Genomic DNA, 26,996 nt, shown 5'->3' on the forward strand with positions numbered 1-26,996 from the left:
ATCGGGCCGGCTCCCGCCGCGTTTTGCAGGGGACCGGCCCGGTTGCGTAGGATGAACCCTCGTTGTGTCACGCAGGCGCGCCCTCTTCTCGGCGGCGCTGCGCGGCGCACCTCGAGCGAAGACGAGAGGGCGCATGCCCTCCCGACGTAGAAGAACCCGACGAAGGAGACCGCGGTGTACGCGATCGTGCGCGCAGGCGCCAAGCAGCAGAAGGTTGCCGTGGGCGACGTCATCGAGATCGACAAGGTCTCGACCCCGGTCGGCGACACCCTGACCCTTCCCGTCGTCCTCGCGGTCGACGGCGAGTCGGTCACCAGCACCGGCCTGGACAAGGCGTCGGTCACGGTCGAGGTCCTCGGCGCCACCAAGGGCCCGAAGATCATCATCCAGAAGTACAAGAACAAGACCGGCTACAAGAAGCGCCAGGGTCACCGCCAGAAGTACACCCAGGTCAAGGTCACCGACATCTCGCTCTGAGCCTCGGCTCGCAGCGTCGGCACACCGATCCGCACTCCCGCTCTCCAGACTCACGAGGACTGAACCATGGCTCACAAGAAGGGCGCCGCGTCCACCAAGAACGGCCGCGACTCCAACGCTCAGCGCCTGGGCGTCAAGCGCTACGGCGGTCAGCTCGTCAACGCCGGCGAGATCATCGTCCGCCAGCGCGGCACCCACTTCCACCCCGGTTCGGGTGTGGGCCGTGGCGGTGACGACACCCTGTTCGCCCTGCAGGCCGGCGCGGTGCAGTTCGGCACCCGTCGCGGCCGCCGGGTCGTCAACATCATCCCGGGCGAGTGATCTGACGCTCGTCTCCCGGCCGGCAACGGCCAGCTCACGCAAGGGCGTCCCGACTCGGGGCGCCCTTCGTGTTTCCTCCACTCGAAGCGAAGGACCACCATGGCAGTACCCACGTTCGTCGACCAGGTGACGCTGCACATCAGCGCCGGTCGCGGCGGCAACGGCGTGGCCTCGGTCCACCGCGAGAAGTTCAAGCCGCTGGGAGGCCCCGACGGCGGCAACGGCGGCCCCGGCGGCTCGGTGATCCTGCGCGTCGACCCCGACGTCACCACCCTGCTCGACTACCACCACAGCCCGCACCGCAAGGCCGAGCACGGCGGCCACGGCGCCGGTTCGATGCGCAACGGCGCGCACGGCTCCGACCTCGTCCTGCCCGTCCCCGACGGCACCCTGGTGCGCACCAAGGACGGCGAGGTGCTCGCCGACATGGTCGGGGCCGGCACCGAGCTGGTCATCGCCCAGGGCGGCCGCGGCGGCCTCGGCAACGCCGCGCTGGCCTCCGCCAAGCGCAAGGCCCCCGGCTTCGCCCTGCTCGGCGAGCCCGGCGAGGAGCTCGAGATCGTCCTCGAGCTCAAGGTCGTGGCCGACATCGGTCTGGTCGGCTTCCCCAGCGCCGGCAAGTCGAGCCTGATCGCCGCGATCTCCCGGGCCCGCCCCAAGATCGCCGACTACCCGTTCACGACGCTGGTGCCCAACCTCGGCGTCGTCACCGCCGGTGACACCACCTTCACCGTCGCCGACGTCCCCGGCCTCATCGAGGGCGCCAGCGAGGGTCGCGGCCTGGGCCACGACTTCCTGCGCCACATCGAGCGCTGCGCCGCGCTCGTCCACGTCATCGACACCGCCACCATCGAGCCCGGCCGCAACCCGGTCGACGACCTCGACATCATCGAGAACGAGCTTGCGCGCTACGGCGGACTGGAGGACCGGCCCCGCCTGGTGGCGCTGAACAAGGTCGACGTGCCCGACGGCAGCGACATCGCCGACATGGTCCTCGACGACCTCCGCGAGCGCGGTCTGCGGGTCTTCCCCGTCTCGGCGGCCTCCGGCGCCGGCACGCGGGAGCTGATCTTCGCGATGGCCGAGATCGTCACCGCCGCCCGCGCGGCCCGCCCGGTCGCCGAGACCACCCGCATCGTCCTGCGCCCGCGCGCCGTCGACGGCGGCGACGACTTCACCGTCACCCGCGACGGCGAGGGCTGGCGCGTGCGCGGCGAGAAGCCCGAGCGCTGGATCCGCCAGACCGACTTCTCCAACGACGAGGCCGTCGGCTTCCTCGCCGACCGCCTCAACCGGCTCGGCGTCGAGACCGCGCTCGTCAAGGCCGGCGCCGTCGAGGGCGACCCGGTCTTCATCGGCCACCCCGACAACTCCGTCGTCTTCGACTTCCGGCCCTCCATCGACGCCGGCGTCGAGATGCTCGGACGCCGGGGCGAGGACCAGCGCTTCGACGACCAGCGCCCCGCGGCCCGCCGCCGTCGCGCGATCGAGGAGAACATGGACGACCGCGCCGAGAACGAGACCCGTGCCGACGTCGCCCGCCGCATCGACCAGCCCGACATCTACGGGCCGACGTCCTACGAGATCGGCTCGGCCGAGGACCCCGACTGGGCGGAGGACGACCCGGGGGAGCAGGGGTGACCACACGGCGTCCCGAGGTCGCCGCGGCCCGCCGCATCGTCGTCAAGGTCGGCTCCTCCTCGCTTACCACCGCCGCCGGCGGCCTCGACCCCGACCGCATCTCGGGCCTGGTCGACCAGCTCGCCGCCGTCCGGGCGCGCGGCGCCGAGGTCGTCCTGGTCTCCTCCGGCGCCATCGCCGCCGGCCTGGCCCCGCTCCAGCTGCGCAAGCGGCCGAAGGCGCTGGCCGCCCAGCAGGCGGCCGCCTCGGTCGGGCAGGGGCTGCTGGTGCACCGCTACACCGAGGAGTTGCGCCGCCACGGCCTCATCGCCGGCCAGGTGCTGCTCACCGTCGACGACGTCACCCGGCGCTCGCACTACCGCAACGCCTACCAGACCTTCGCCAAGCTGCTCGAGCTCGGCGTGCTGCCGATCGTCAACGAGAACGACACCGTGGCCACCTCCGAGATCCGGTTCGGCGACAACGACCGGCTCGCTGCCCTGGTGGCCCACCTCGTGCAGGCCGACCTGCTCGTGCTGCTCTCCGACGTCGACGGACTCTACGACGGCCCGCCGAGTCGACCGGGTACGCGGCTGCTCTCCGACGTCCGCGGCGAGGCCGACCTGGCCGACGTCGCGATCGGTTCGATCGGTGCCGCGGGGGTCGGCACCGGCGGCATGGTCACCAAGGTCGAGGCCGCCCGCATCGCCACGGGCGCGGGCATCCCGGTCGTGCTGACCTCGGCCGACAACGCGGCGGCCGCGCTGGCCGCCGAGCCGGTCGGCACCCTGTTCCACGTCACCGGCAAGCGTCGTCCCACGCGGCTGCTGTGGCTCGCCCACGCCACCGACGCCAAGGGGGCCCTGCACCTCGACGCCGGAGCCGTGCGCGCCCTCACCGAGCGTCGTGCCTCCCTGCTGGCCGCGGGCGTGACCGCGGTGTCGGGGGAGTTCCACGCCGGCGACCCCGTCGACCTGGTCGGTCCCGACGAGCGGGTCGTGGCCCGCGGTCTGGTCAACTTCGACGCCGCCGAGCTGCCGGCCCTGCTCGGCCGCTCCTCCCACGACCTCAAGCGCGAGCTCGGCGCGGCCTACGAGCGCGAGGTCGTGCACCGCGACGACCTCGTCGTGCTCTGAGTCGTCCTCCGAGTCGGCCTGCGACCCGCGGGGGTCAGCCGCCCACGGGCCGCGCGCCCGGTTGCCGTCCCGTCGCCCGGGTGCGTCGCCGCGCGTCGATCGCGTAGGTCCAGTTGCGTTCGCCCAGCCCGCCGAGCAGGTACATCGGCGCCAGGCCGTAGTACTCCCCGCGGGAGCGCTCCGACCAGGCCCGGGCGTCGGGGGAGCGGGTCTTGTGGAAGTTCACCATGTAGCCGCCCTCGAAGAGCCGGACGACGGTGAAGCCGCCCGGGTACTCCTTGACCGCGCCGCCCTCGAAGTAGGGCACATCGCCGGTCTCGACGTTGCGCGAGAGGTTGGTGCGGTGGGTGTGCCCGGCGTACACCCCGGCCACGTTGTCGTGGCGCCCGAGCAGCTCCCGGAAGGTGCGGGCCTGGTCCTGCGGCAGGCCGCCGCCCAGCGGCGGGATCGCGGTGAGGGACGCCGTCGCGCTCGCCGGGTGGTGGAAGAGGGGGATCGTCACGTCGCCGCGGCCGAGCTCGGCCTCGAGGTAGGCGAGCTCGGAGTCGCGCAGCACCCCGGTCGAGACGCCGTCGTTGGAGTCGAGACCGACGAAGCGGTACCGCGCCTTCGCCGTCCCCACGGCCACCGAGAAGTGCTGGGTGCCGCGCTCGAATCCGGCGTGGAAGTGCTCCTCGAACCGGTCGACCAGGCCGCGGTGCGCGCCGAGGTCGCGGATGCGGTCGTGGTTGCCACGGGTGACGAAGTAGCGCGGCGCGTCGCCGGGCCGGATGAGGTCGTCGCGGCGGCGCGGGTCCAGGCCCAGGGTGCCGAAGGAGTCCAGGGTGCTGCGGCACTCCCGCAGCGCCGCGGTCTCGGCGGCGTTGGAGAGGTCGCCGTTCGCCAGCAGCACCGTGCAGCCCAGGCGCCGGGCGTCGGCCACCGCGCCGCGGCCCATGAAGCGCCAGTAGGGGTGGTCGGGGTCGACCGGGAACCCGGCCGGGACGCCGCCACCGGGCAGCGAGCTGTCGCTGTAGGCGAGTCCGGCCACCTGCTCGCCGAAGTGGAGGTCGTTGAGCCAGGCCACGCGGGCGATCTCGCGTCCCGGTGGCGGGGTCAGGGTGGTGAAGGTCGCCGGCGCCGGGCCGCTGGTCAGCTCGGTGGGCGTCGGCAGGCCGGGCAGCGCCGGCAGCCCGCCGCTCTCGGCGCGCCAGTAATACGTCGTCCGCGGGCGCAGGTTGCGGATCTCGATGTAGTGGTAGGCGGTGCGCCCGGACGCCGCGATCGGCACCCAGGTGCGCGGGTCGGGGGAGGTGCCGATGAGCACGCGGCCGTCGGCCTGCACCGGCCGCGGTCGGCCGAACTCGTCGAGGTCGCCGGGGTCGCCGGTGAACCAGGTGATGGTGGCCGTCGTGTCGGTGACCGTCACCAGTTCCAGCTGCATCGGGATGGCCAGCCCCGTCGGCGCGGCCTCGGCGGCGAGGCTCCAGCCGTCGGCCATGATCGCCGCGGCCGGGAAGGTGGCGCCCACGAGTGCGCCGTAGCGCATCAACTGGCGTCGGGAGAGGGTCGTCTGGCACACGCGAGCATGGGTAGCCCATCGAGGCCACCGCGCGGTGGCGCCGCGACGGCGCCCGGGTGAACCGGCGGCACCGGTCTGAACCGGCGTCCGCGTTCATCTGAGCGCAACACGACGGACCTACCCTCCGCGTGAGGGCGGCACGGCACGGGAGGGTGGCATGCAGGACGGCACGGACTTCGAGGTCCCCACGATCGACATCGGTCCCTACGTGCGCTCCGGATCGGCCGCCGACCGCGCGGCGGTCGCCGCGGCGATGGACGACGCCTGTCGACGCGTCGGGTTCATGCAGATCCAGGGCCACGGCGTCCCGGACGACGTCGTCGCCGGCCTGGCCGCGGCCATCGACGCCTTCTTCGGCCTCGACGCCGAGGAGAAGCGCCGCTGGGTGCGTCCGCCGGGGGAGAACCGCGGGTACACCCCGCCGCGCTCGGAGTCGTTGAGCCTGAGCCTCGGCGTCGAGCAGGCCTCGCGCATGAACGACTTCTTCGAGGCCTACAACGTCGGCCGGTCGCTGTCGGACTACCCGTGGATCGACCTGCCCGAGCCGCTCGCCGAGCACTACGCCGAGAACACCTGGCCCGCCGTCCCGGGGTTCGAGCAGCACGTCTCGGCGTGGTTCGCCGAAGCCGAGCGGGTCGCCGAGACCCTCACCCGCATCTTCGCCGACGCCCTCGGCCTGCCCGCCGACCTCTTCGACGACCTCACCGGCCACGGCATCAAGGTGCTGCGGATGAACAACTACGCGCTGCCCGAGGGGACGGCCGTCGAGGTCGACGGCGATCTGGTGGGCATGGGCGAGCACACCGACTACGGCATCGTCACGGTGCTGTGGGCCGACCGCGAACCGGGCCTCCAGGTGCTCGGCCGCGACGGCGCGTGGCACGACGTGCTGCCCGAGCCCGGGGCGCTGCTCGTCAACCTCGGCGACCTCACCGCGAGGCTGACGAACGAGCGCTGGATGTCGACGCTGCACCGGGTCAAGCCGCCGCTCGTCGGAGGCACCATCCGGCGTCGCCGCAGTGCCGCCTTCTTCCACGACGGCGACGCGGACGCCGTCGTCGCGCCGCTCGCGGGCCTGCTCGAACCGCACGAGTCGCCCCTCTACGACCCGGTGACGATCGACCAGCACATGCGCGCCAAGCTCGCCGGGAGCCGGGCCGGCGTCCGCAACGCCGACGCCGTCCGGGAGTCCGCCCGGGTGCTGGGCGCGGTGTGATCGACGCTGCGGGGCCGGTCGTACGCTGACCGGCATGACTCCCTCGCGTCCGCACCGCGCCGCCGTCCCCGCCCTCGCCGCCGCGACCGTCGTCGCCGGCCTCGCCGTCGTCCCGTTCCTCGGGGCGCCCGCCCAGGCCGCGCCGGCCTCCCTCACCACCACCTACTCGTGCTCGACCAGCTTCGGCACCGAGTCCGCCGACGTGAAGCTGTCGGCCGACTTCCCCAGCAGCGTGGCCTCCGGCAGCACCGTCGCGGCCCGCTCGGTCGGCTTCAGCGTCACCGTGCCGCCCCGCTTCGTCGGCTACATGCGCCAGTTCGGCGTCGAGTCCGTCTCCGGGCGCGGCAGCAAGGCGGCCTACCGGGTCGGCTCGACCAAGCACGCGCTGCGCAAGGTCAAGCTGCCCAAGACCGCCGTCCCCGCCAGCGGCGCGATGGTGCTGAAGGGCAAGGGCGTCGCGAGCGCCTTCACCGCTCCCGCGCCGGGCACCTACGCCGTGCGGGTGCCGAGCTCGTTCGCGGCGACGATGAAGGCCACCACCAGCAGCGGCGACTCCTCGACCATCGACCTCGACTGCACGCTGGCCTCCGGCGCGCCCTCGAAGATCGGCACCCTCACCGTCCGCTGAGGCCGGTGAACGGTCGGCCCCGTAGGCTGGGGCACGTCATGTCCAGCGCCTCCGCGGTCTACCTCGACCACGCCGCCACCACCCCGATGGTGCCCGCGGCGCTGGAGGCGATGACCGCCGAGCTCGTGCGCACCGGCAACCCGAACTCGCTGCACGCCTCGGGTCGCCGCGCCCGCCGTGTGGTCGAGGAGAGCCGGGAGACCATCGCCCAGGCGATCGGCTGCCGGCCCGGCGAGGTCGTCTTCACCTCGGGTGGCACCGAGGCCGACAACCTCGCGGTGCAGGGCATCACCGCCGCACGGACGGCGGCCGACCCGCGGCGACGCCGCCTGCTCGCCAGCGCGATCGAGCACCACGCCGTGCTCGACACCGTCGAGTGGCTGGGGCGCGCCGGCCGCGCCGAGATCGACCTGCTGCCCGTCGACGGCACCGCCACCCTCGACCTCGAGGCCCTCGCCGAGCGTGTGCACGGCGATCCGGCGTCGATCGCGATGATCTCGGTGATGTGGGCCAACAACGAGATCGGCACCCTCCAGCCGCTCGGCGAGATCGTCGCCCTCGCGGCCGAGCACGGCATCCCCGTGCACGCCGACGCCGTGCAGGCCCTCGGCGCCGTCCCGGTCGACTTCGCCGCCAGCGGCCTCGACGCGCTGGCCCTGTCGGGTCACAAGGTCGGCGGACCGGTCGGGGTGGGTGCGCTCGTGCTGCGGCGCGACGTCGACGTCGTCCCGCTCGTGCACGGCGGCGGGCAGGAGCGCGACATCCGCAGCGGCACCGTCGACGCCCCCGCGATCGCCGGGTTCGCGGCCGCCGTCGAACTGGCCGTCAAGCACCAGGCCGAGCACGCCGCCCGGCTCGAGCAGCTGCGCCAGCGGCTCGTCGCCGGCGTCCGCTTCGCGGTCCCCGACGCCGTCCTGAACGGGCCCGCCGATCCGGATCGTCGGCTGCCCGGGGTGGCCCACTTCTCCTTCCCCGGCTGCGAGGGCGACTCCCTGCTGATGCTCCTCGACGCCCGCGGCATCGAGTGCTCCACGGGCTCGGCCTGCTCGGCCGGCGTCCCGCAGCCCTCGCACGTGCTGCTGGCGATGGGCCGGGCCGACGACGAGGCCCGCAGCTCGCTGCGCTTCTCCCTCGGTCACACCAGCACCGAGCGCGACGTCGACGCGCTCGTGGCCGCCATCGGGCCGTGCGTCGAGCGCGCCCGCGCCGCCAAGGGGTGAGCCGGATGAAGGTCATCGCCGCGATGTCCGGCGGTGTCGACTCCGCCGTCGCCGCCGCCCGCGCCCACGAGGCCGGTCACGAGGTCACCGGCATCCACCTCGCGCTCTCGCGCAACCCGGCGTCCTACCGCACCGGGGCGCGGGGCTGTTGCACGATCGAGGACGCCAACGACGCACGCCGCGCCGCCGACGTCATCGGCATCCCGTTCTATGTCTGGGACCTCTCCGAGCGCTTCCACAGCGACGTCGTCGAGGACTTCATGGACGAGTACGCCGCCGGACGCACCCCCAACCCGTGCCTGCGGTGCAACGAGAAGATCAAGTTCGCCGCGGTGCTCGACCGCGCCCTGGCACTCGGTTTCGACGCCGTGGCCACCGGCCATTACGCGCAGCTGCGCACCGGCGACGACGGCCTCGTCGAACTGCACCGCGCCGTCGACGGCGCCAAGGACCAGTCCTACGTGCTCGGTGTGCTCGACCAGCGTCAGCTGCGGCACTCGCTCTTCCCGCTCGGCGACACCTCCAAGCCGCAGGTGCGCGAGGAGGCCGCCCGGCGCGGGCTCCTGGTCGCCGAGAAGCCCGACAGCCACGACATCTGCTTCGTCGCCGACGGCGACAACTCCGGCTGGCTGCGCGAGAAGCTCGGCGATCGCGCCCCCAACCACGGCGGCGCGATCGTCGACGACGCCACCGGAGAGGTGCTCGGCGAGCACACCGGCACCTACGGCTTCACGATCGGCCAGCGGCGCGGGCTGCGGCTCGGCCGCCCCGCCCCCGACGGTCGTCCGCGTTTCGTGCTCGACATCGAACCGGTCAGCGGCACGGTGCGGGTCGGCCCGCGTGAGCGGCTCGCCGTCCACCGGCTGCGCGGCATCCGCCCCCGCTGGTGCGGCACCGTGCCGTCCGTGCTCGCCGGCCCCGACGTCACCGTGCAGCTGCGGGCGCACGGCGCCGAGCACCGCGCCGAGGTGCGGGTCGAGGGCGAGGAGGTGCTCGTCGACCTGCTCGATCCCGCCGACGGCATCGCGCCCGGCCAGGCGGTCGTCGTCTACGAGGGGTCGCGGGTCGTCGGATCGGCCACCATCGCAGCCACCGAGCGCGGCGCATGACGCGCGCGACGGGCATCGGGTCGCACCCTGGCGACGACCAGACGGCGTTCGACACCGCCCTCGCCGTCGTCCTCGACACGCTGGGGGACGACGCGCGCGGCGTCCCCTACCTGCCCGAGGTGCCCGGACGCGGCGCCATCGCCACCATGACCGGCCGCACCCTCGCGGTGGTCGCCGAGCTCGGCGCCGACCTCCAGCCCGCCGGCTGGCGGCTGACCGGCGGCGGGTCCGGCATCGACCACCGGCGCGCCCGCAGCCTGCTCGCCCAGGACCTCGACACCCTCGAGGAGCGCGCCGCCGGGTACGACGGCACCTTCAAGGTGCAGCTCGCCGGCCCCTGGACCCTCGCCGCCACCGTCGAGCGGCCCCGCGGCGACCGCGTCCTCGCCGACCACGGCGCCCGCCGCGATCTCGCCGAGGCGCTGGCCGAGGGCATCGGCGAGCACGTCGCCGACCTGCGGCGACGGCTGCCGGACGCCGCCGGGCTCGTCGTCCAGATCGACGAACCCGTGCTCCCGGCCGTGCTCGGCGGGCGCATCCCCACGGCATCCGGGTACGGGCGCCACCGCTCGGTCGACCGGCCCGAGCTGTCGGGTCATCTGGCCACGGTGCTGGACGCCGTCGCGGCCGCCGGCGCTACGCCCTGGGTGCACTCGTGCGCCGCCGAGGTGCCCTGGGATCTGGTGCGCGGCGCGGGCGCGCAGGCCCTCCTCGTCGACGTCGCGATGCTGCGCGCAGCCGATCTCGACCAGGTGGCCGAGGCGATGGAGGCCGGTGTCGACGTCGCGCTGGGTTTCGTGCCGGGTCTCGATCCCGATCCGCCGCTGACCGACAGCGCGCTGGTCGAGCGGGCGCGCCGCTTCCTCGACGCCCTCGGCTTCGACGCCGCCGAGGTGGGGGAGCACCTCGTGCTCGCGCCGGCCTGCGGCCTGGCGGGCGCGACGCCGTCCTGGCCGCCGCGGGTGCTGAAGCTGCTCGCCACCGCCGCGCGGGCGCTCGACGAGGCCTGAGGCGCGCCGTCCGGGCGGCAACGCCCGTACTTGTCAGGGGAAACTCACGCTGGGCAGGGAATGCAAGCTGAGCCAAGCAGGAAGTTTCCCCGGCTGACCGGGGAAACTTCCGCCCAGCTATTCACTCAGTGTATTCATCGGGTGTATACATGCTCCATGAGTCTCGGCACCGTCCTTCTCGGACTCCTCGCCGACGGGCCCGCCCACGGCTACGACCTCAAGCGTCTGCATGACGAGAGGTTCCCCGCCGCCAAGGCGCTGCCCTTCGGCCAGGTGTATTCCACCCTCGCCCGCCTCGAGCGCGACGGCCTCGCGGAGACCGTCGAGGTCGCCCAGGGCGCCGGCCCCGAACGCACCGTCTACGCCGCCACCGCGACCGGCCTCGAGGCGCTGACCGTCTGGTTGACCGAGGTCGAGGAGCCGGCGGTCGCCGCCGCCGACGAGATGGTGCGCAAGGCCATCACGTCGCTCCACCGCGGCGCTGACGCCGTCGGCTATCTCCAGCGCCAGCGCGCCGTCCACATGGGGGCCCTGCGGGGGGCCACTGCGCGACGGCGCGCGGCGGCCGACCTCGGCGAGCGCATCGCCCTCGACCACACCATCGCCCACCTCGACGCCGACCTGCGCTGGCTGGAGGAGACCCGCGAGCGGGTCGCCGCCCACCTCCAGGAGACCGATCGCACGCAAGGAGCAACCCGATGACCGCCACCACCGCCGAGCCGCTCGTCGTCGCGCGCGGCCTCACCAAGTCCTACGGCGCGACCCCGGCGCTGCGCGAGATCTCCCTCGACGTCGCACCGGGCGAGATCCTCTCGATCACCGGTCCCTCCGGCAGCGGCAAGTCGACCCTCCTGCACTGCCTGGCCGGCCTCGCCACCCCGGACGCCGGCCAGGTCACCGTCGCCGGGCAGCGCCTCGACCACCTGAAGGCCGACGACCGCACCACCTTCCGGCGCCGCACGATCGGCCTGGTGCTGCAGTTCGGTCAGCTGGTGCCCGAGCTCACCGCGGTGGAGAACGTCGCCCTCCCGCTCCTCCTCGAGGGCCGCTCGCGCGCCCAGGCCTGGCAGGCGGCCACCGACTGGCTCCAGCGGCTCAAGGTCGAGGAGTGCGCCGCGCTGCGGCCTGCCCGGATGTCGGGCGGGCAGGCCCAGCGGGTCGCGATCGCCCGGGCCCTGGTCACCACCCCGCAGCTGATCCTCGCCGACGAGCCCACCGGTGCGCTCGACACCGTCGCCGGCGACCTCGCGCTGGAGATCCTCGTGGGCGTCGCCCGCGTCTCCGGAGCGGCGCTCGTGATCGTCACCCACGACAACCGGGTGGCCGGGGTCGCCGAGCGCGAGGTCGTCGTCCGCGACGGGCGCATCGAGTCCGACGGGAGCCTCGCGTGATCACCCGAGCCCGGCTGGCCCTGGTCGGCAGCGGGCGGCTGCGCGCCGTCCTGATCATCGCGGTGACCGCGCTCGTCGGCGGGCTCGGCCTGGTCGCGGTGTCGATGCTCCGGCTCGGCACCGCGTCCTACGGCACGTCCGCGATGGTCCCGGGCGGCGCGTACCAGCGGTACACCACATTCGCGGACGGGCCGTACCAGGCACCGCTCTTCGCCCCGCTCGCGGACGCCGGCACCCGGCCCGGTGTCATCTTCGCGGTGGCACTCATCGTCGTCCCGATCCTCCTCGTGCTCGACCAGGCGGTGCGGCTCGGCACCAGCGGACGCCGTCGCCGCTACGCCGCCCTGGCGATCGCCGGCGCCACCCGGCGCGATCTGCGCCGCTGGGGCGCGATCGAGGTCGGGATCCCCGTGCTCCTCGGCGCGATGCTCGCCTGGCCGGTCTACGCCGTCCTGCGGTTCCTGCTCGGCACCCGATTGGTCGAGACCGGTCACGGTGCCCTGGTGCCGACGTTCGTCGGCCCCGGCTGGTGGGGCCTGCTCGTGCTCGTCGCCCTGGTCGGCTACGGCTGGTGGGTCGGACGCCGCTCGGGCGCGCGATTGGCCGAGCCGATCACCGAGGCGCGGGGCGAGCGTCGTCCGCCGCGACCCTGGGGGCTCGTCCCGCTCGCTCTCCTCGCCCTCCTCATCGCGGGGCCGTTCACCACGGGGAGTTCCGGTCTCGGGATCTTCGGCACCCTCGCGCTGCTGATCCTGGGCCTGGCGGGCCTGGTGCCGTGGACCGCCTCCGTGGTCGCGCGCGGCGTCGGACGCCGGACGGGACGGCCGGCCACGCTCCTGGCCTGCCAGCGACTGGTCGCCGACGCCCGGCCCGCAGGCCGCGCTGCTGCGGCCGTCGGCGCCGTCACCTTCACCGGCGGTGCGATCGGGGTGTTCGTCGGCGATGTGCTGGCAACCCAACTGGGCGACCGTGCCACCTACCTCGTCCCTGCCGCCCTGGTGGCGGTCCTGACTGCGGGGAGTGCGCTCATCATCGCGCTGACGCTCGGCCTGCACGGTGTCGAGACCCTGCTGGAGCGACGCCGTGAGTGGACCGCGCTCGTCGCGGCCGGGACGCCGCCCACGGTGGTGCTGGCGTCCCTGCGCCGGGAGTCGCTGGTGGCGACGCTGCCGGTCAGCGCGATGGGGGGTGTCCTCGGAGTGGTCGGACCGGGGTACCTCTTCACCTCGACCGGGGACGGGTGGTGGATCCTGCTCCCCGGCCTCCTGGGCGCCCTCCTCTCGATCGGCGTCGTCGTCCTCGCGATCGAGGTGGCCTCGCTCCTGCTGCGCCGTCCGGTGCTCGCCGCGCTCGACGTGGAGCACCTGCGCACCGCGTGACCTCGCCCGGTCGGTGAGCGGGCCCGGCGATCGGTGCTGCCAGACTGCGGGGCATGGAGGAACCGACCACCCAGGACCGCCCCGACACCCGCACGATCGCCGGCGCGCTCGTGGCCGTCGTCGTCCTGCAGCTGCTCTTCGCCTTCTCCTACATCGCCGCCTTCCACGACCCCTCGCCGCACGGCGTCCCGCTCGCGGTCGCCGCGCCCACCGAGGAGGCGGCCGCCCAGGTCGCGCAGGGGCTGGAGCGGGAGGGCGGGGACGCCGTCACGACCACCGTGGTCGCCGACGAGTCGGCCGCGACCGCGCGGGTGCGCGACCGGGAGGCGGCCGCAGCACTGGTGGTCGGCCCGAAGAAGACCGATCGCCTCTACATCGCCTCCGCGGCGGGGGTGTCGCAGGCCCAGGCGATCGAGGCCCGGATCCGCGACGCGGAGTCCCGGCAGGGTCGCACGCTGAAGGTCGCCGACCTCGCGCCGCTCCCGAGCGCCGACAGCCGCGGCACGACGCCCTTCTACCTCGTGCTCGTCATGGCCTTCGGCGGCTACCTCGGCGTCACGGTGCTGAGCCTGCTCGCGAGCCCGCAGGCCTCCCGCGGACGGCGTGCCCTCCAACGACTCGGCGCGATGGCCGCCTACGCCGTGATCAGCGGGGTGGCGGTGACGCTGCTCGCGCGCGCCGCGTTCGGCCTGGTCGAGGGTCACGTGCTCGCGGTGGCCGCCGCGACCTCGCTGGTGGGCTACGCGACGGCGTCCGTGGCGATCACGCTCCAGGCGGTGTTCGGCACGGCCGGCACAGGGCTGGTGATCCTGCTCTTCGTCGTGCTCGGCAACCCGTCGTCGGGCGGGGCGGTGCCCTACGACTTCCTCCCCGGTTGGCTGGGCGCGCTCGGACCGTTCCTGGTCAACGGCGCCGGCGTTGACCTCGTGCGCAACCTCGTCTACTTCGACGGGAACGCGCTGGCCCGCCCGCTGGCGGTGCTGGCGGTGTGGGCCCTCGCGGGCAGCATCGGCGCGGTCTCGGTCAGCGCCGCGCGCTACCGCCGCTCGGGCGACGACCCCGATCTGGCTCCCGCGGTCGCCGCCGGTCTGTGAGCCGGTGATCGCCCCGCACCGGAATGTCGGCGCGCGCCGCTAGCGTGCGGAGCACCGCCACCTCACCTCCGGGAGCACCCCATGAGCGACGACCACCAGCGCGAGCGCGACGACCTCATCGCCACCCTCGCCCAGCACCGAGGCTTCCTCAAGCAGACGATCACCGGTCTCGACGACGCCGCGGCCCGCAGCACGCCCACGGTCAGTGCGCTGAGCCTGGCCTCGATCCTCAAGCACGTCGCCGACACCGAGGCGGGGTGGATCACCTTCGCTCGCGACGGCGCGATGGCCGGGGCCGATGACTGGAGCGGGGAGGACACCCGCTTCCTGCTCACCGACGACGACACCGTCGAGGCCCTGCTGGCCCGCTACGACGCGGTGGCCGACGACACCGCGGCCCTCATCGCCGAAGCCGATCTCGACGCCGCCCATCCGCTGCCGGCGGCGCCGTGGTTCCCGCCGGGCGCCACCTGGACCGTGCGCCGCGTGCTCTGGCACGTGCTCGCCGAGTCCGCCCAGCACGCGGGCCACGCCGACATCATCCGCGAATCGATCGACGGTGCCCGCACCATGGGCTGACGAACTGCGGCAGGATCGTCCTCGACCGCAGCCGTGTCGGTCGCCCACCACCTTCCCAGGAGCCCGATGACCCTCGCACCGTCCGCGCCGACCAGCGCCCCGTCGCTGTCCGCGGCGATGCGCGAGGGCTCGATGGCCGAGCATGCGGCGGCGGAGAGCTCCGCCTTCCTGGTCGAGCTCCTCGCCGGCCGCGTCACCGAGGAGGGGTACGCCACCTATCTGGCGCGCCTGCGCGCCGTCTACGAGGCGCTCGAGCGGGTGGCAGCCGCGCAGGCCGGAGACCCCTTGGTCGACGCCGTCCGCGACCCCGCCCTCGAGCGGCTGGCCCGCATCGACGCCGATCTCGCCGTCTGGTCGCCGGGCGCGGCCGCCCCGGCCTCACCGGCGACGGCCCGCTACGTCGCCCGCATCGAGAACGCGGCGGCCTGGGGCGGCCTCTTCCTCGCCCACCACTACACCCGCTACCTCGGCGACCTCTCCGGCGGCCAGGCGATCGGACGCATCCTCCAGCGCACCTACGGCCGCGGCGAGGAGGGGGTGGCGTTCTACGCCTTCCCGGCCATCGCGAAGCTCAAGCCCTACAAGGACGATTACCGGGCCCGGCTCGACGCCGCCGGGCTCGACGCCTCCCAGGTCGGCCGGGTGGTCGCCGAGGTGCGCGTCGCGTTCGGCCTCAACCAGGCGTTGTTCTCCGAACTCGGCACCGAGCTGCCTCGCTACCGCCGCGGCTGAGCATCACGGCTGAGCATCACGGCACCCGTTCGGTCGTCGCGCCGCCGCGCCGTCTCCCTACCATGAGGACGTGGCGTCCATGGGGGAGACCGGAGCGGGCGAGAGCGTCCTCGACGCCTTCGCGCGCGAGGCCCTCCTCGTCCTCGACGGTCTCCCGGGCGTGGTGCGCATCGGCCTGGCGGTGAGCGAGGGCGGTGGGCGCCGGCTGCTGTTCACCTCCAGCGACCGGCTGGCCGCCCAGCTGCTCGAGTGGTGCGCGATCGAGGCCTCCGCCGAGGTGCCGCTGACCGTGGCCGTGCGGGAGGGCCGCTCGACCCTCGGCAGCCTGGAGGAGCTCGAGGAGGCCTTCCCCGACTTCGTCACCGGTCAGCGAGAGGCGGGCGTGAGCGGCGTGGCCGCCGTCCCGCTGGTGGCCGCCGGACGGCGTCTGGGCGGCGTCGTCCTCTACGTCGAGGAGGCCGAGGCGCTCGCCACGCTGCGCGCCAGTGCGGAGACCGGTCGACTCCAGGCCCTCGGCGAGGGCATCGGCGAACGCCTGGCCGCCCTGCGGGTGGAGCACCGGCGTCGTCCCGACCCGGCCGGCGACGGCACCGTCGTCTTCGAGATGGCCGACAGCCCCGCCGACGTCGCGCAGGCCCGTCGCTTCCTGCGCGCCTACCTCGGCAGCCTGGGCGTCGACGCCGAGATCGTCGACGACGCCACCCTCTGCCTCACCGAGCTGGCCACCAACGCCATCGTGCACACCCACGGCGGCTGCCGGGTCGAGGTCGCGTGGGAGCCCGACCTCCTCGTCGTCCGGGTCGTCGACGAGGGCGGACTCGGACCCGCGCGGCTGCGCGATCCCGACGAGGTCGCCACCGTCGGGCGCGGTCTGCAGATCGTCGGCGCGCTCGCCGACCGCAGCGGTCGCGACGACGAGCGGCACACCAGCTGGTTCGAGTTCGACCTCGACGCCGCAGGGTCGGTGACCTCCCGGGGCGCCTGATCGCCGGTCGCGACGTCGGCCCGTCGAGCGTGCTGTCGGCCCCCGAGCGCGGGCCGTGGCAGATGCACCCATCACCCCCGGGGGTTCTGCTCGTTGTGGTGGACGTCACCCCACCCCGCACCCAAGGAGCACCGTGCGACGTCCCACCCTGGCCGCTCTCGCGACCGCAGCCCTCCTCGCCGCCGCCGTGACGCCCGGCCTCGGCGCCGCCGAGGCCGCGCCGTCCGGTTCCGCAGGCGACTACGGATCGGTGCGCAACATCCTGCCGCCCGGGTCCAACGGCACCGTGACCTCCCTCGACGTGCTCGGCCTCGGCGGCAGCACCACGGCGACCGCCGACAACCCGACCAACGTCGCCGACCAGCTCGAGCTCTACGACCAGCTCACCACGATCAAGCCCTCGGCGATCACCCGCGCCGACATCGACCGGCTCTTCAAGGACGCCTCCTTCACCCCCGACACCGTCGTCTCGACCACGACCCCGCGCGATGGCGTGACGATCCAGCGCGACAGCTTCGGCGTCCCCTTCATCACCGGCACGACCTTCGCCGACGTCGAGTTCGGCGCCGGTTACGCCTCCACCCAGGACCGCATGTTCCTCATGGACGTGCTGCGCCACACCGGCCAGGCGAGGCTGGCGGAGTTCGTCGGCGACAGTCCGAGCAACGTCGCGATGGACCAGGCGCAGCTGAAGGCGGCGCCGTACACGCCCGAGGAGGCCGAGGCGCAGGTCCAGAAGGCCGCTGATCGCGCCGGGCCGGTCGCTGGTGCGCGGCTGCTCACCGCCGTCGACTCCTTCGTCGAGGGCATCAACGCCGCCCAGGACGACATGTGCCCCGTCGTCCTGGCGACCACCTGCCCGGTCGAGTACGCCGCGCTCCAGAAGACCCCGGAGGACTGGACGCGCGCCGACGTCGTCTACGTCGCCTCGCTCGTCGGCGGCATCTTCGGCAAGGGCGGCGGCCACGAGATCGCGAACGCCGCCTGGTACCAGGCGTTGAAGAAGCGGTTCGGCGCCGCGAAGGCCCGCAGCATGTACGTCGACCTGCGCGAGAAGGACGACCCCGAGGCCCCGGTCACCAGCACCCGTCGCACGCCGTACGACGGTGGCAACGGCATCCACCCAGCCCGGCCCGGCGTCGCCCTGCCGGACGCCGACGGCCCGACCGCGCCCGGGTCGGGCGACCCGGTCGACGGCGGCACCACCGCCTCGACGGCCGCGCCCGGCATCACCATGCCCGACGGCTCCTTCATCCCGCTGCATCTCAAGCGGCACGGCATGAGCAACGCCGTGCTCGTCGACGCGAAGCACAGCCGCACCGGCAAGCCGCTGGCGGTCATGGGCCCGCAGACCGGCTACTACGCGCCGCAGCTGCTCACCGAGGAGGTGCTGATGGGTCCGGGCATCCGCGCGCGCGGCGTCGCGTTCGCGGGCACCAACCTCTTCGTGCAGCTCGGCCGCGGCGCCGACTACGCATGGTCGGCCACGAGCGCCGGCAGCGACAACGTCGACACGGTCGTCGAGCGACTGTGCAACACCGACGGCACCCCGGCCACGGTCGAGTCCACCGGCTACCTCGTCGGGCGCACCTGCCGTCCGATGGACTCCTACACGCACTCCGAGACGACGACGCCGAACCTCACCTCGCCGTCGCTGCCGACGACCTACGACTTCCTCGTGCTGCGCACGCGTCACGGCGTCGTCCAGGAGCGGGCGACGGTGGACGGCGTCCCGGTGGCGCTGGTCATCCAGCGCTCCACCTACGGCCACGAGGTCGACTCGGTCATCGGGTTCTCGCAGTTCAACGACCCCGGTTTCGTCACCGATGCGGCGTCGTTCCAGAAGGCGGCGAGCAACATCGACTTCACCTTCAACTGGTTCTACGCCGACGACCGCGACATCTCCTACTTCTCCTCCGGCCTGCTGCCGATCCGCTCGAAGCGGGTCGAGCCCGACTTCCCGCACTGGGCCGGGAAGCGCTACGACTGGCAGGGCTGGCTGCCGGCCCGCCGCCACGTGCAGGAGACCAACCCGAAGCGCGGCTATCTCGTGTCGTGGAACAACAAGCCGGCGCCCGGGTTCGCGGCCGCCGACGACAACTGGTCCTACGGACCGGCCTACCGCAGCCTCGCCCTCGAGGTGCCGCTGCGGCGGGCGCTGCGCGCCGGCAAGGTCACGGTCGAGGACCTCGTCGGGGTCATGTCGACCGGCGCCGTCACCGATGCGCGGGCGCAGACCACTCTGCCCTGGCTGCTGAAGGTGATCGGTCGCGATCCCGCGCAGAGCAAGGCCCTCGGGCTGCTGCGGGCATGGCTGAAGGACGGCGTCCCGCGCGTCGACCGCGACCGGGACGGCGCCTACGCCGACCAGCAGGCCATCGCGCTGTTCGACACGTGGTGGGAGGACGGCGGCTCCTCGGTGGCACGCGACGTGCTGCGCGACCGGCTCGGGCCGCTGGTCGACTCGCTGCCGCAGGGCCTCGACGACCACCCGCGCTCGGGCACCGGATCGGCCTTCAACGGCATCGCCTGGTACGGCTACGTCAACAAGGACCTGCGCAGCCTGCTCGGGGTGAAGGTCGCCTCGCCGTACAGCACGAGCTACTGCGGCCGCGGGTCGCTCGCCGCCTGCCGCAAGGACCTGCGCGCCTCGCTGGCCGCCGCCGTCACCCGCCTCCTGGCGGCCCAGGGCGTCGACGACCTCGACCAGGTCACCTACGACAAGAGCCAGGACGATATCCGCCACACCACCGCCGGCCTGGTCGGCGTCCGGCCGATCGACTGGCAGAACCGGCCGACGTTCCAGCAGGTCGTCGAGTTCACCTCGCACCGACCCCGGTGACCGACCCGTCATCCGCCCGCACGTGGGGCGGGCGGATGACGGGCCGCCGCTCTCCGCGGGATCCCTCGATCTCAGGTGTTCACCCACCGTCCACTCGCCGGTCCACGTCGCCACCTACCGTTCGGCGGTGATGCGCGGACGCCGACACCCCTCGCGACCCGGCCGACGTGGTGCCGCCGAGGCGGCACCGCCGATGGAGACGTGCTTCACCGCCAGCCGCATCCTTCTCGGGCACACCCCCGCGGACGTCTGGGCGTTCATCCGGCCGGCCGAGACCTCGGCACTGCTCGAGCCGGAGGTCGTGCGGGCGTTCAGCGTGCCGGGCACCGGGCCGGGAGTGGGCGAGCAGCAGATCGCCATCATCGGCGACGGTGAGCACCAGGAGGCTCGCCTCCTCACCGTCGTCGCCGAGGGCGAGGGCTGGGCCGAGACGCTGTCCGATGAAGGGGTGCGGATCCGGTCCGAGGTGACGCCCGCGGGTCGCGGCACGCGGCTTGCGCTCACGGCGTGGCCGCCCGAGGCGTCCGGAGGCGGGGGGCAGCTGACGAGGGTGCACCTCGACGACAGGGAGCATCATCTCGCGACCTACCTCGACGCCTACCTCGATGCCGTCAAGGCGCATCTGGAGGACCGCTGACCGACCGGCGTCCCGCGCGGATGCACCGGCACCCGCGGTCGGACGCCGCGGCTCCGACTCCTGGTAGGGCGGGTGGGGCTCGAACCCACGACCCAAGGATTATGAGTCCTCTGCTCTGACCGACTGAGCTACCGCCCCGCGGCAGGCGAGCCTACTGCCCCAGGTCGGCCGGACGGCGCGCGACCCGGATGTGGTCTCATCGCGTCATGATCCGCAACGTGGTGGTCGGGGTGCTGCGCGACGAGGCGACACCGGACGAGGCGAGGACGGCGCTGGCGGCGCTCGCGGCGCTGCGTGTGGAGGGGGTGTCCTACGAGATGCACACCGGGCTCGACCTCGGTCTGCGCGAGGGCAACGCGTCCTACGCGATCACCGCCGACTTCGCCGACGAGGAGGCCTACCGGGTCTACGACGCCGACGAGGAGCACAACCGCATCCGCCGCGAGCTGTTCGCCCCGATCTCGGCGAGCATCCACCGCATCCAGTTCCGGATCTGACCGCTCTCGATCCCACCCGGCCGCCGGCCTCGGACGGCGCCGGTCCGCGGCGTAGGCTCGAGACGATGGAACGCCGACGCCGCAGCCGCGCCTACTTCGCCCTCATGGGCACCTGTGTCGTGCTCGTCGCGCTGGCGTGGAACGTCGTCCGGCTCTGGTCGGTGCCGCTCGCCGTCGCGATGAGCGTCGTCGCGGCGGTGATCCCGCCGGTCGCGGCGATCGTCGGCAACCTCGGCTCCCTCGATCCCGACGCACCGCGGAAGGGGGCGCCGCGTCCGCGGCATCCGGCCGACCGGGACGAGTCCAGGGAGCCCGGGGAGCCCGAGGAGTCGGGCGATCAGGCCGGCGGGCGCGCCGCCTGGTAGGAGCGCCGGTAGGCCAGCAGCGCCTCGCGGGCCCGGTCGAGGTGGTCCTCCAGCGGGATCAGGCGGGCAGCGGCCTGCTCGACGTCGCCGTCGGTGGCCAGGTGCTCGATCGAGCGCACCGCCTCCCCAGCCCGCATCGCACCCAGGTTGAGCGCGCCCCCGGCGAGCTTGTGCGCGACCGCCCGCAGCGCGGCGGCGTCGCGGGCGTCGACGGCGGCGCGCATCGCCTCCAACGCGGCCTCGCAGTTCGCCACGAAGTTGTCGATCGCGCGGTCGAGGTAGACGGTGTCGTCGGGATCGAGGTCGCGCAGCATGCTGAGCCGGGTCAGGTCGAGATCGACGTCGGCCTCCGCGCCACCGCCCGGTCCCGTGACCGCCGGAGCCGCCGCAGCCGGGGGAGCGGTCGCTGCCGCAGGAGCCTCGTCGCCCAGCCAGTGCGCGAGGGTCTCGGCGAGCGCCGCCGGATCGACCGGCTTGGTGAGGAAGTCGTCCATGCCGGCCTCCAGGCAGCGGTCGCGTTCGCCTTCCACCGCGGCGGCCGTCATCGCGATGATCGGCTTGCGCCGTCCCGCCGGCTGCTGTCGGATCGCCCGGGTGGCGGCGTAGCCGTCCATCCTCGGCATCTGGATGTCCATCAGCACCGCGTCGATCGCCGGATCGAGGGCCAGGTCGACCGCCACCTCGCCGTCGTCGGCGGTGATCGACTCGTAGCCGAGGGCGGCGAGCAGTCCGGTGGCGACCATCTGGTTCACCGGGTTGTCCTCGACCACCAGCACCCGCCCGCGGACCGGACCCGCCGTTGCCGGATCGGCCGCCGGCTCCGGTGCCGCGAGGAGCTCCAGCAACGCCGATCGCAGCGTCGTGGCCAGCACCGGCTTGGGCAGGACGTCGTCGATGCCGGCCGCCTGCCAGGTGTCACGGTCGACGCCGGTGACCGAGGTGAGCATGAGCAGCCGCAGGTCGGCCCACTCGGGGCGTGAGCGGATCGCGCGGGCCAGGTCGAGGCCGTCCTGCTGCGGCATCGCGAGATCGAGCAGGACGACGGCGTAGCGATGGTCGGCGTCGAGCAGCGAATGTTCGAGCAGCGTCATCGCCTCGGCCGCCGACTGGGCGCTGTCGGAGGCGACACCCCACCAGCTCAGCTGCTCCTCGACGATGATCCGGTTGTGCTCGGTGTCGTCGACCACGAGCGCCCGCACGCCCTGCAGGGCCGCGCGGGCCCGCACGTCCTCCGATGCGCCGGCCACACCGCTCGCGGTGTCGAGGAGCACCGAGAAGGCGAACACGCTGCCGCCGCCGAGGTTGGGGGAGTAGCGGAGGCGGCCGTCCATCGCCTCGACGATCTCCTTGGCGATGGCGAGCCCGAGTCCAGTACCTCCGTAGAGCCGGGTCGTGGAGGCGTCGGCCTGGGTGAAGGGCTCGAAGAGCGAGGGGACCTCGGCCGGCGCGATGCCGATGCCGGTGTCGCTGACCTCCACGCTGAGTCGCACCTGGTCGCCGTCCGGAGCCGCCATCGCCCGCACGATCACGCCGCCGCGCTGGGTGAACTTCACGGCGTTCGACACCAGGTTGGTGAGCACCTGGGCCAGGCGCGTCGGATCGCCCCGCAGCCGCGCCGGCACCTGCGGGTGGCAGGAGACCACCATGTCCAGGCCCTTGCTGCGGGCGGTCTCGGTGAGCATGGCGGCGACCTGGTCGAGCAGCGGCCGCACCTCGAAGTCGACGTGCTCGAGCTCCAGGCGCCCGGCCTCGATCTTGGAGAAGTCCAAGATGTCGTTGATGACCCCCAGCAGCGCCCGGCTCGCGATCTGGACGCCGGTCGCCAGGCGCAGCTGCTCGGGCGTCAGCTCGGTGCGCAGCAGCAGGTCGCCCAGCCCGATCACCCCGTTCAGCGGCGTGCGGATCTCGTGGCTCATCGTCGCGAGGAACTCCGACTTCTGCCGCGAGGCGGCCATCGCGTCGTCGCGGGCCCGGGCCAGATCGCCCTGCACCCGCTCGCGCTCGATGACGCGGGCGACCTGGTCGGCCACGCGCACGGCCATGGTCTCGATCAGGCCGAAGCGGTAGAGCGGCGGCGCGCTGGTGATGACGATGACGGCGTGCACGACGTCGTCCAGGAGCACGGGGAAGGCGAGGGTGAGGCGACGCTCGTCCCATTCCAGGCTCCGGCTCTCCAGGCACCTCTCCGCGAGCGCGACCTCGACCTCGGCGAACGGATCGAGGGCGTCGGCCATGCGGTCGGCCTCGTCGAGGTGCAGCGGCGTCAGGCGGCCGTCCTCGTGCAGGAACGCCCGGGCCCGCGACCAGTCGTCGTGCACGAGCACCAGGTCGCGGGCGCGCATCAGCACCTCGCGCAGCGTGGTCGCCTCGTTGGCGGCGCTGACGATCGCCTGCATCAGCTCGTTCTGGGCGATCTGGTCGCGCAGCGCCTCCTCGCTCTCGCGCAGGGCCTCGTGCATGAGGCGGCGGTCGCTGAAGTCGATGAAGCGCAGCCGGACGGCGCTCGGATGTCCCTGGGCGTCCATGAGGAGCGTGCAGCCGGCGAGGGTCCAGACGTCGTCGCCGTCGGCCCGCGGCCAGCGGATCTCGACGTCGGCGCCGCAGACGCCACCGGCGACGACCTCGGCGATGCGGGCCCGGAGGCGGTCGATCCCCGACTGCGCGGGCAGGTCGTCGAGGGTCAGGTCGTCGGTCTCACCCGCGGTACGGCCGGCCAGCTCGGCCAGCCGCGGATTCGCGTACACGGTCCGTCCACCCAGGTCGATGACCCAGATGCCGTCCGGTGACGACTCGACGATGTCGCGATACAGACTCGCCCACTCCATGAACCCCCCCAGGCCCCGCGCTCCCGAGCGTCCCCCTCCTCGACGACGCTCCCGTGGACCTATACCGCCCCGGAGATACGGAACGATCCGTCGCGACGGTACTCCAGACGGAGCCGCACGTCCTCTGTTCGTGGCCCCGCGCCGCGCAGGATGTAGACGTAGCGGTAGGAGACGGTGAGCTCCGAGGGGTCGGCGCGGACGTCGCTGAGCGACTTCACCTGCACCACGCGCGACCAGAACGAGCGGTAGCCGCTGAGGCCCCCGCTGGCCCGCTGGTAGGCGGGGGTGAGCAGCCGGTAGCCCGCTGCGGGGTCGTCGGACGCCGTCCGCACGTAGGACTCGGCGAAGGACGCCATCGCGTCGGCCGACGGTTCGGCGTCGCTCGCGCCGCTGCCGCCGGTCGACGATCCGGAGGCTCCCGACGATCCGGACGCCGTCGGCGTGTCGCCACTGCCGTCGCCCACGACCGCCCGGATCCCGAGGAACAGCAGGACGACGGCCAGCACGGCGCCGACGGCCAGCGCCGGACCTCGGTGCTTCCGAGCCCAGGCGGTCGTGGTCGTTGCCGGTTCCGGCATCGGCGCGGCGGGCGTGACGCGGGCAGCGGTGAGCACGGCCGTGGCCTCGGGGGACGCCTCCGCCGACGCCGCACGCGGACCGGTCCCGACTGCGGGTTGCGCGCGGGGAATCGAGGTGGGGGCGGGGATCACGGTGGTCGCCGCGGCCGCACCCGGGAGGTCGCGCGCCGCCGACGGTCCCGTCGCGAGGGCCTGCTGGAGGCGGGCGAGGTCCCACCGCTGCGCCAGGTCGTGGGTGAGGGTCACCTCGAGCAGGGCAGCGGGCCAGGGTGCCCCGTCGAGCCGCGGCGGGGGCTCGTTGACGATGCGGTAGAGCGTGCCGAGCACGTGCTGGTCCTCGCCGTCGACGGCGTAGGGGCTGCGGCCGGTCAGCAGGTGGTAGAGCGTCGCGCCCCACGACCAGGCGTCGCTGGCGGGGGTGGCGGAGGCCCCCGAGGCGACCTCCGGGGCGAGGTAGGCCGGCGAGCCGGTGACCAGCCCGGTGCGGGTCAGGGTGGGGTCGGCGGTCGCGCGGGCGATGCCGAAGTCGGAGAGCAGGGCCTGGTCGTCGGAGCGCAGCAGGATGTTGGAGGGCTTCACGTCGCGATGCACGATGCCCGCGGCGTGGGCCGCGGCGAGCGCTCCGGCGACCTGCCCCAGGTAGCGGGCCGCCTCGTCGGGGCCGAGCGGGCCGTTCTCGCGCACGAGGGCGGCCAGGTCGCGCCCGTCGACGTGCTCCATCACCAGCCAGTCGGCGCCGTCGTCGTCGGTCACCAGGTCGAGGACGGTCACGATGTGGGGATGGGAGAGCCGGGCGGCGAGGTGCGCCTCCCGCAGTGTGCGCCGGTGGTCCTCCTCGACGGCCGCATCGACCGTCGTGTCGACACCCGCGTCGACTCCGTGGGGGAGGCCGAGACGTTTGAGCGCCACCACCCGGTCGAGGGTCACGTCGCGGGCCCGCCAGACCTGCGCGGACGCGCCGCGCCCGATCATGGCCTCGAGGCGGTAGCGGCCGCCGATGGACGCCGTCATGCTGCTCCGGGCTCCTTCCTCCTGCGGCGGGCATCGGGCCGGATCCGGCGCGACACCGCACCGCGGCATACGGCAGGCTTGTTCCCAGGAGGCCGCGGCGCCACACCCGCCCGGCACCACCCACCCACGTCGGAAAGGTCACCTGTGTCCATCGATCCCACCCTGCTCGACGATCTCGAGTGGCGCGGTCTCATCGCGCACTCGACGGACCTCGACGCCCTGCGCGAGGCCCTGACGTCGGGGAGCGTGCGCTTCTATGTGGGATTCGACCCGACCGCGCCGAGCCTCCACCTGGGCAATCTCGTCCAGATCCTCACCGCGCGACGGCTCCAGCAGGCGGGCCACACGCCGTTCGCCCTCGTGGGCGGCGCGACCGGCATGATCGGCGACCCGCGAGAGTCCGGCGAGCGCACGCTCAACTCGGCCGAGACGGTCCAGGAGTGGGTCGAGCGCGTGCGGCGCCAGATTGAGCCGTTCCTCTCCTTCGAGGGGGAGAACGCCGCCACCATGGTCAACAACCACGACTGGACCGCGTCGATGTCGACCATCGACTTCCTGCGCGACATCGGCAAGCACTTCCCGGTCAACCGCATGCTCGCCCGCGACGTCGTCCGCACGCGCCTGGAGGCGGGCATCAGCTACACGGAGTTCAGCTACGTGCTGCTCCAGTCGATGGACTTCCTCACGCTCTTCCGCGACCACGGCGTCACGCTGCAGTTCGGCGGCAGCGACCAGTGGGGCAACCTCACCGGCGGCGTCGAACTCATCCGCCGGGCCGAGGGCGGGCGGGCCCACGCCTTCGCGACACCGCTCATCACCAAGTCCGACGGCACCAAGTACGGCAAGACCGAGGGCGGCGCGCTCTGGCTCGACCCGCAGATGATGTCGCCCTACGCCTTCTACCAGTTCTGGCTCAACGTCGAGGACGAGAAGGTCGGCGAGCTCCTGCGCATCTTCACCTTCCTGTCGCGGGAGGAGATCGAGGACGTCGAGAGCCGCCACGCCGAGAAGCCCTTCCTGCGCCTGGGGCAGAAGACGCTTGCCGAGCAGGTCACCACGCTGGTGCACGGCGCGGAGGAGACCGAGCGCATCCAGGCCGCCTCCGCCGCCCTGTTCGGCACCGGCGACATGACGACCCTCAGCGTCGAGACCCTCGCCGCCGCGCTCGGGGAGGCCGGCGCCGTCCGGCTCGAGCGGGGTCCGGCGCTGCCCACCATCGTCGACCTCCTCGTCGAGGCCGGCTTGGCGGCCAGTCGCGGGGAGGCGCGGCGCACGGTCACCGAGGGGGGCGCCTACGTCAACAACCAGCGGGTCTCCGACCCCGAGGCGGCGCCGACCGAGAGCGACCTGATCGGCGGTCGATGGCTCGTGGTGCGCAAGGGCAAGAAGAGCTTCCGAGGCGTCGAGATCGCCTGATCCCAGGCGTAGGACGACGCCCGCGCGCGCCGATTTGGCATCCGCTCGATCGCGGTCTAATGTTCTCCGAGTCGCCAGGGAGCGGCGGAGAGCAAGGCCGGTCTGGTCGGGCTCTCGGCCCCGAGGTGACCGCCCCTCTCGATCCCGATCGAGATCCTCCGCGGTGCGGAGTGATCGAGACCGGTGGCGCGAGCATGGGCGAGAGTCGGAATCGAAAGCGCGGATTTGCGCGAGAGAAACTCGGCTCGATAAAGTACGGATCACCGCCGCAGGCAAGGGCGAAAAGCCCGGACCACGATGTGTGTCTGATTCTTGAGAACTCAACAGTGTGTTTGGATAGTCGACGAATTAGTTTGATGCCCTGTCG

24 protein-coding genes and 1 tRNA gene are annotated in these 26,996 nt (G+C 73.3%); 21 read left to right on the forward strand and 4 right to left on the reverse strand.

Features of this window, described 5'->3' with window-relative positions:
• Positions 1 to 174 precede the first annotated feature (174 nt).
• From rplU to proB, 4 genes are all read left to right on the forward strand, one after another.
• A complete protein-coding gene (gene rplU / locus ABD671_RS11460) occupies positions 175 to 477 on the forward strand; it encodes a 50S ribosomal protein L21 (RefSeq protein ID WP_344733499.1) in 303 nt (100 codons plus the stop codon).
• A 66-nt stretch (positions 478 to 543) separates the two neighbouring features.
• Positions 544 to 798 carry a 50S ribosomal protein L27 gene (rpmA, locus tag ABD671_RS11465; protein ID WP_344733500.1) on the forward strand — a complete coding sequence of 85 codons (255 nt, stop codon included), beginning with the start codon at positions 544 to 546 and terminating at the stop codon, positions 796 to 798.
• A gap of 99 nt (positions 799 to 897) precedes the next feature.
• A complete protein-coding gene (gene obgE / locus ABD671_RS11470; protein WP_344733501.1) occupies positions 898 to 2,439 on the forward strand; it encodes a GTPase ObgE in 1,542 nt (513 codons plus the stop codon).
• Complete coding sequence (proB, locus tag ABD671_RS11475; protein ID WP_344733503.1) at positions 2,436 to 3,554, forward strand: glutamate 5-kinase; 1,119 nt, start codon at positions 2,436 to 2,438, stop codon at positions 3,552 to 3,554. Before obgE ends, proB begins: the two co-directional genes overlap by 4 nt.
• 34 nt (positions 3,555 to 3,588) lie before the next feature.
• Here proB and ABD671_RS11480 read toward each other — a convergent pair whose 3' ends face one another.
• Positions 3,589 to 5,115, reverse strand: a complete 1,527-nt coding sequence (locus tag ABD671_RS11480) for a metallophosphoesterase family protein (RefSeq protein WP_344733504.1) — start codon at positions 5,113 to 5,115, stop codon at positions 3,589 to 3,591.
• Positions 5,116 to 5,272: 157 nt separating this feature from the next.
• Here ABD671_RS11480 and ABD671_RS11485 point away from each other — a divergent pair, with 157 nt between their 5' ends.
• From ABD671_RS11485 to ABD671_RS11550, 14 genes are all read left to right on the forward strand, one after another.
• Positions 5,273 to 6,331 carry an isopenicillin N synthase family dioxygenase gene (locus ABD671_RS11485; protein ID WP_344733505.1) on the forward strand — a complete coding sequence of 353 codons (1,059 nt, stop codon included), beginning with the start codon at positions 5,273 to 5,275 and terminating at the stop codon, positions 6,329 to 6,331.
• Positions 6,332 to 6,365: 34 nt separating this feature from the next.
• Positions 6,366 to 6,959: a DUF6801 domain-containing protein gene (locus ABD671_RS11490; protein WP_344733506.1), complete on the forward strand. Its 594-nt coding sequence runs from the start codon at positions 6,366 to 6,368 to the stop codon at positions 6,957 to 6,959.
• Between the two features lie 38 nt (positions 6,960 to 6,997).
• A complete protein-coding gene (locus tag ABD671_RS11495) occupies positions 6,998 to 8,179 on the forward strand; it encodes a cysteine desulfurase family protein (protein ID WP_344733507.1) in 1,182 nt (393 codons plus the stop codon).
• A 5-nt stretch (positions 8,180 to 8,184) separates the two neighbouring features.
• A complete protein-coding gene (gene mnmA / locus ABD671_RS11500) occupies positions 8,185 to 9,288 on the forward strand; it encodes a tRNA 2-thiouridine(34) synthase MnmA (RefSeq protein ID WP_344733508.1) in 1,104 nt (367 codons plus the stop codon).
• Complete coding sequence (locus tag ABD671_RS11505; protein WP_344733509.1) at positions 9,285 to 10,298, forward strand: uroporphyrinogen decarboxylase/cobalamine-independent methonine synthase family protein; 1,014 nt, start codon at positions 9,285 to 9,287, stop codon at positions 10,296 to 10,298. Before mnmA ends, ABD671_RS11505 begins: the two co-directional genes overlap by 4 nt.
• Positions 10,299 to 10,454: 156 nt before the next feature.
• Positions 10,455 to 11,000 (forward strand): PadR family transcriptional regulator, encoded by a 546-nt coding sequence (locus ABD671_RS11510; protein ID WP_344733510.1) that lies wholly within the window; start codon positions 10,455 to 10,457, stop codon positions 10,998 to 11,000.
• The gene (locus ABD671_RS11515) at positions 10,997 to 11,689 is read left to right on the forward strand and encodes an ABC transporter ATP-binding protein (RefSeq protein ID WP_344733511.1); all 693 of its coding nucleotides are present in this window, start codon (positions 10,997 to 10,999) and stop codon (positions 11,687 to 11,689) included. Before ABD671_RS11510 ends, ABD671_RS11515 begins: the two co-directional genes overlap by 4 nt.
• Entirely contained in the window at positions 11,686 to 13,068 is a 1,383-nt protein-coding gene (locus tag ABD671_RS11520) for a hypothetical protein (RefSeq protein WP_344733512.1), read from the forward strand. Before ABD671_RS11515 ends, ABD671_RS11520 begins: the two co-directional genes overlap by 4 nt.
• A 53-nt stretch (positions 13,069 to 13,121) precedes the next feature.
• A complete protein-coding gene (locus tag ABD671_RS11525) occupies positions 13,122 to 14,162 on the forward strand; it encodes an ABC transporter permease (RefSeq protein ID WP_344733513.1) in 1,041 nt (346 codons plus the stop codon).
• An 81-nt stretch (positions 14,163 to 14,243) separates the two neighbouring features.
• Positions 14,244 to 14,741, forward strand: a complete 498-nt coding sequence (locus ABD671_RS11530; protein WP_344733514.1) for a DinB family protein — start codon at positions 14,244 to 14,246, stop codon at positions 14,739 to 14,741.
• Between the two features lie 66 nt (positions 14,742 to 14,807).
• A complete protein-coding gene (locus tag ABD671_RS11535; protein WP_344733515.1) occupies positions 14,808 to 15,473 on the forward strand; it encodes a biliverdin-producing heme oxygenase in 666 nt (221 codons plus the stop codon).
• A 79-nt stretch (positions 15,474 to 15,552) separates the two neighbouring features.
• Complete coding sequence (locus tag ABD671_RS11540) at positions 15,553 to 16,458, forward strand: ATP-binding protein (protein ID WP_344733527.1); 906 nt, start codon at positions 15,553 to 15,555, stop codon at positions 16,456 to 16,458.
• A 133-nt stretch (positions 16,459 to 16,591) separates the two neighbouring features.
• Entirely contained in the window at positions 16,592 to 19,300 is a 2,709-nt protein-coding gene (locus ABD671_RS11545; protein WP_344733516.1) for a penicillin acylase family protein, read from the forward strand.
• 193 nt (positions 19,301 to 19,493) lie between these two features.
• Positions 19,494 to 19,937 carry a hypothetical protein gene (locus ABD671_RS11550; protein WP_344733518.1) on the forward strand — a complete coding sequence of 148 codons (444 nt, stop codon included), beginning with the start codon at positions 19,494 to 19,496 and terminating at the stop codon, positions 19,935 to 19,937.
• Positions 19,938 to 19,998: 61 nt separating this feature from the next.
• Here the strand turns inward: ABD671_RS11550 and ABD671_RS11555 are convergent.
• Positions 19,999 to 20,075: transfer RNA gene (locus ABD671_RS11555), tRNA-Ile, on the reverse strand.
• A 68-nt stretch (positions 20,076 to 20,143) separates the two neighbouring features.
• Here ABD671_RS11555 and ABD671_RS11560 point away from each other — a divergent pair.
• Positions 20,144 to 20,434, forward strand: coding sequence for a Dabb family protein (locus ABD671_RS11560; protein WP_344733520.1), 291 nt, complete (start codon positions 20,144 to 20,146; stop codon positions 20,432 to 20,434).
• A gap of 65 nt (positions 20,435 to 20,499) precedes the next feature.
• The gene (locus tag ABD671_RS11565; RefSeq protein ID WP_344733521.1) at positions 20,500 to 20,799 is read left to right on the forward strand and encodes a hypothetical protein; all 300 of its coding nucleotides are present in this window, start codon (positions 20,500 to 20,502) and stop codon (positions 20,797 to 20,799) included.
• Here the strand turns inward: ABD671_RS11565 and ABD671_RS11570 are convergent.
• Both ABD671_RS11570 and ABD671_RS11575 read right to left on the reverse strand, forming a co-directional pair.
• Complete coding sequence (locus ABD671_RS11570; protein ID WP_344733522.1) at positions 20,772 to 23,624, reverse strand: hybrid sensor histidine kinase/response regulator; 2,853 nt, start codon at positions 23,622 to 23,624, stop codon at positions 20,772 to 20,774. The two genes, ABD671_RS11565 and ABD671_RS11570, sit on opposite strands and share 28 nt — an antisense overlap.
• A gap of 59 nt (positions 23,625 to 23,683) precedes the next feature.
• On the reverse strand, positions 23,684 to 25,213 hold the full coding sequence (locus tag ABD671_RS11575) for a serine/threonine-protein kinase (RefSeq protein ID WP_344733523.1): 1,530 nt from the start codon (positions 25,211 to 25,213) through the stop codon (positions 23,684 to 23,686).
• Positions 25,214 to 25,357: 144 nt separating this feature from the next.
• Here ABD671_RS11575 and tyrS point away from each other — a divergent pair, with 144 nt between their 5' ends.
• Entirely contained in the window at positions 25,358 to 26,629 is a 1,272-nt protein-coding gene (gene tyrS, locus ABD671_RS11580) for a tyrosine--tRNA ligase (RefSeq protein ID WP_344733524.1), read from the forward strand.
• The last annotated feature ends 367 nt before the right edge of the window (positions 26,630 to 26,996 follow it).

The sequence above is a fragment of the Nocardioides fonticola genome (genome assembly GCF_039536805.1).
GTDB lineage: Bacteria > Actinomycetota > Actinomycetes > Propionibacteriales > Nocardioidaceae > Nocardioides > Nocardioides fonticola.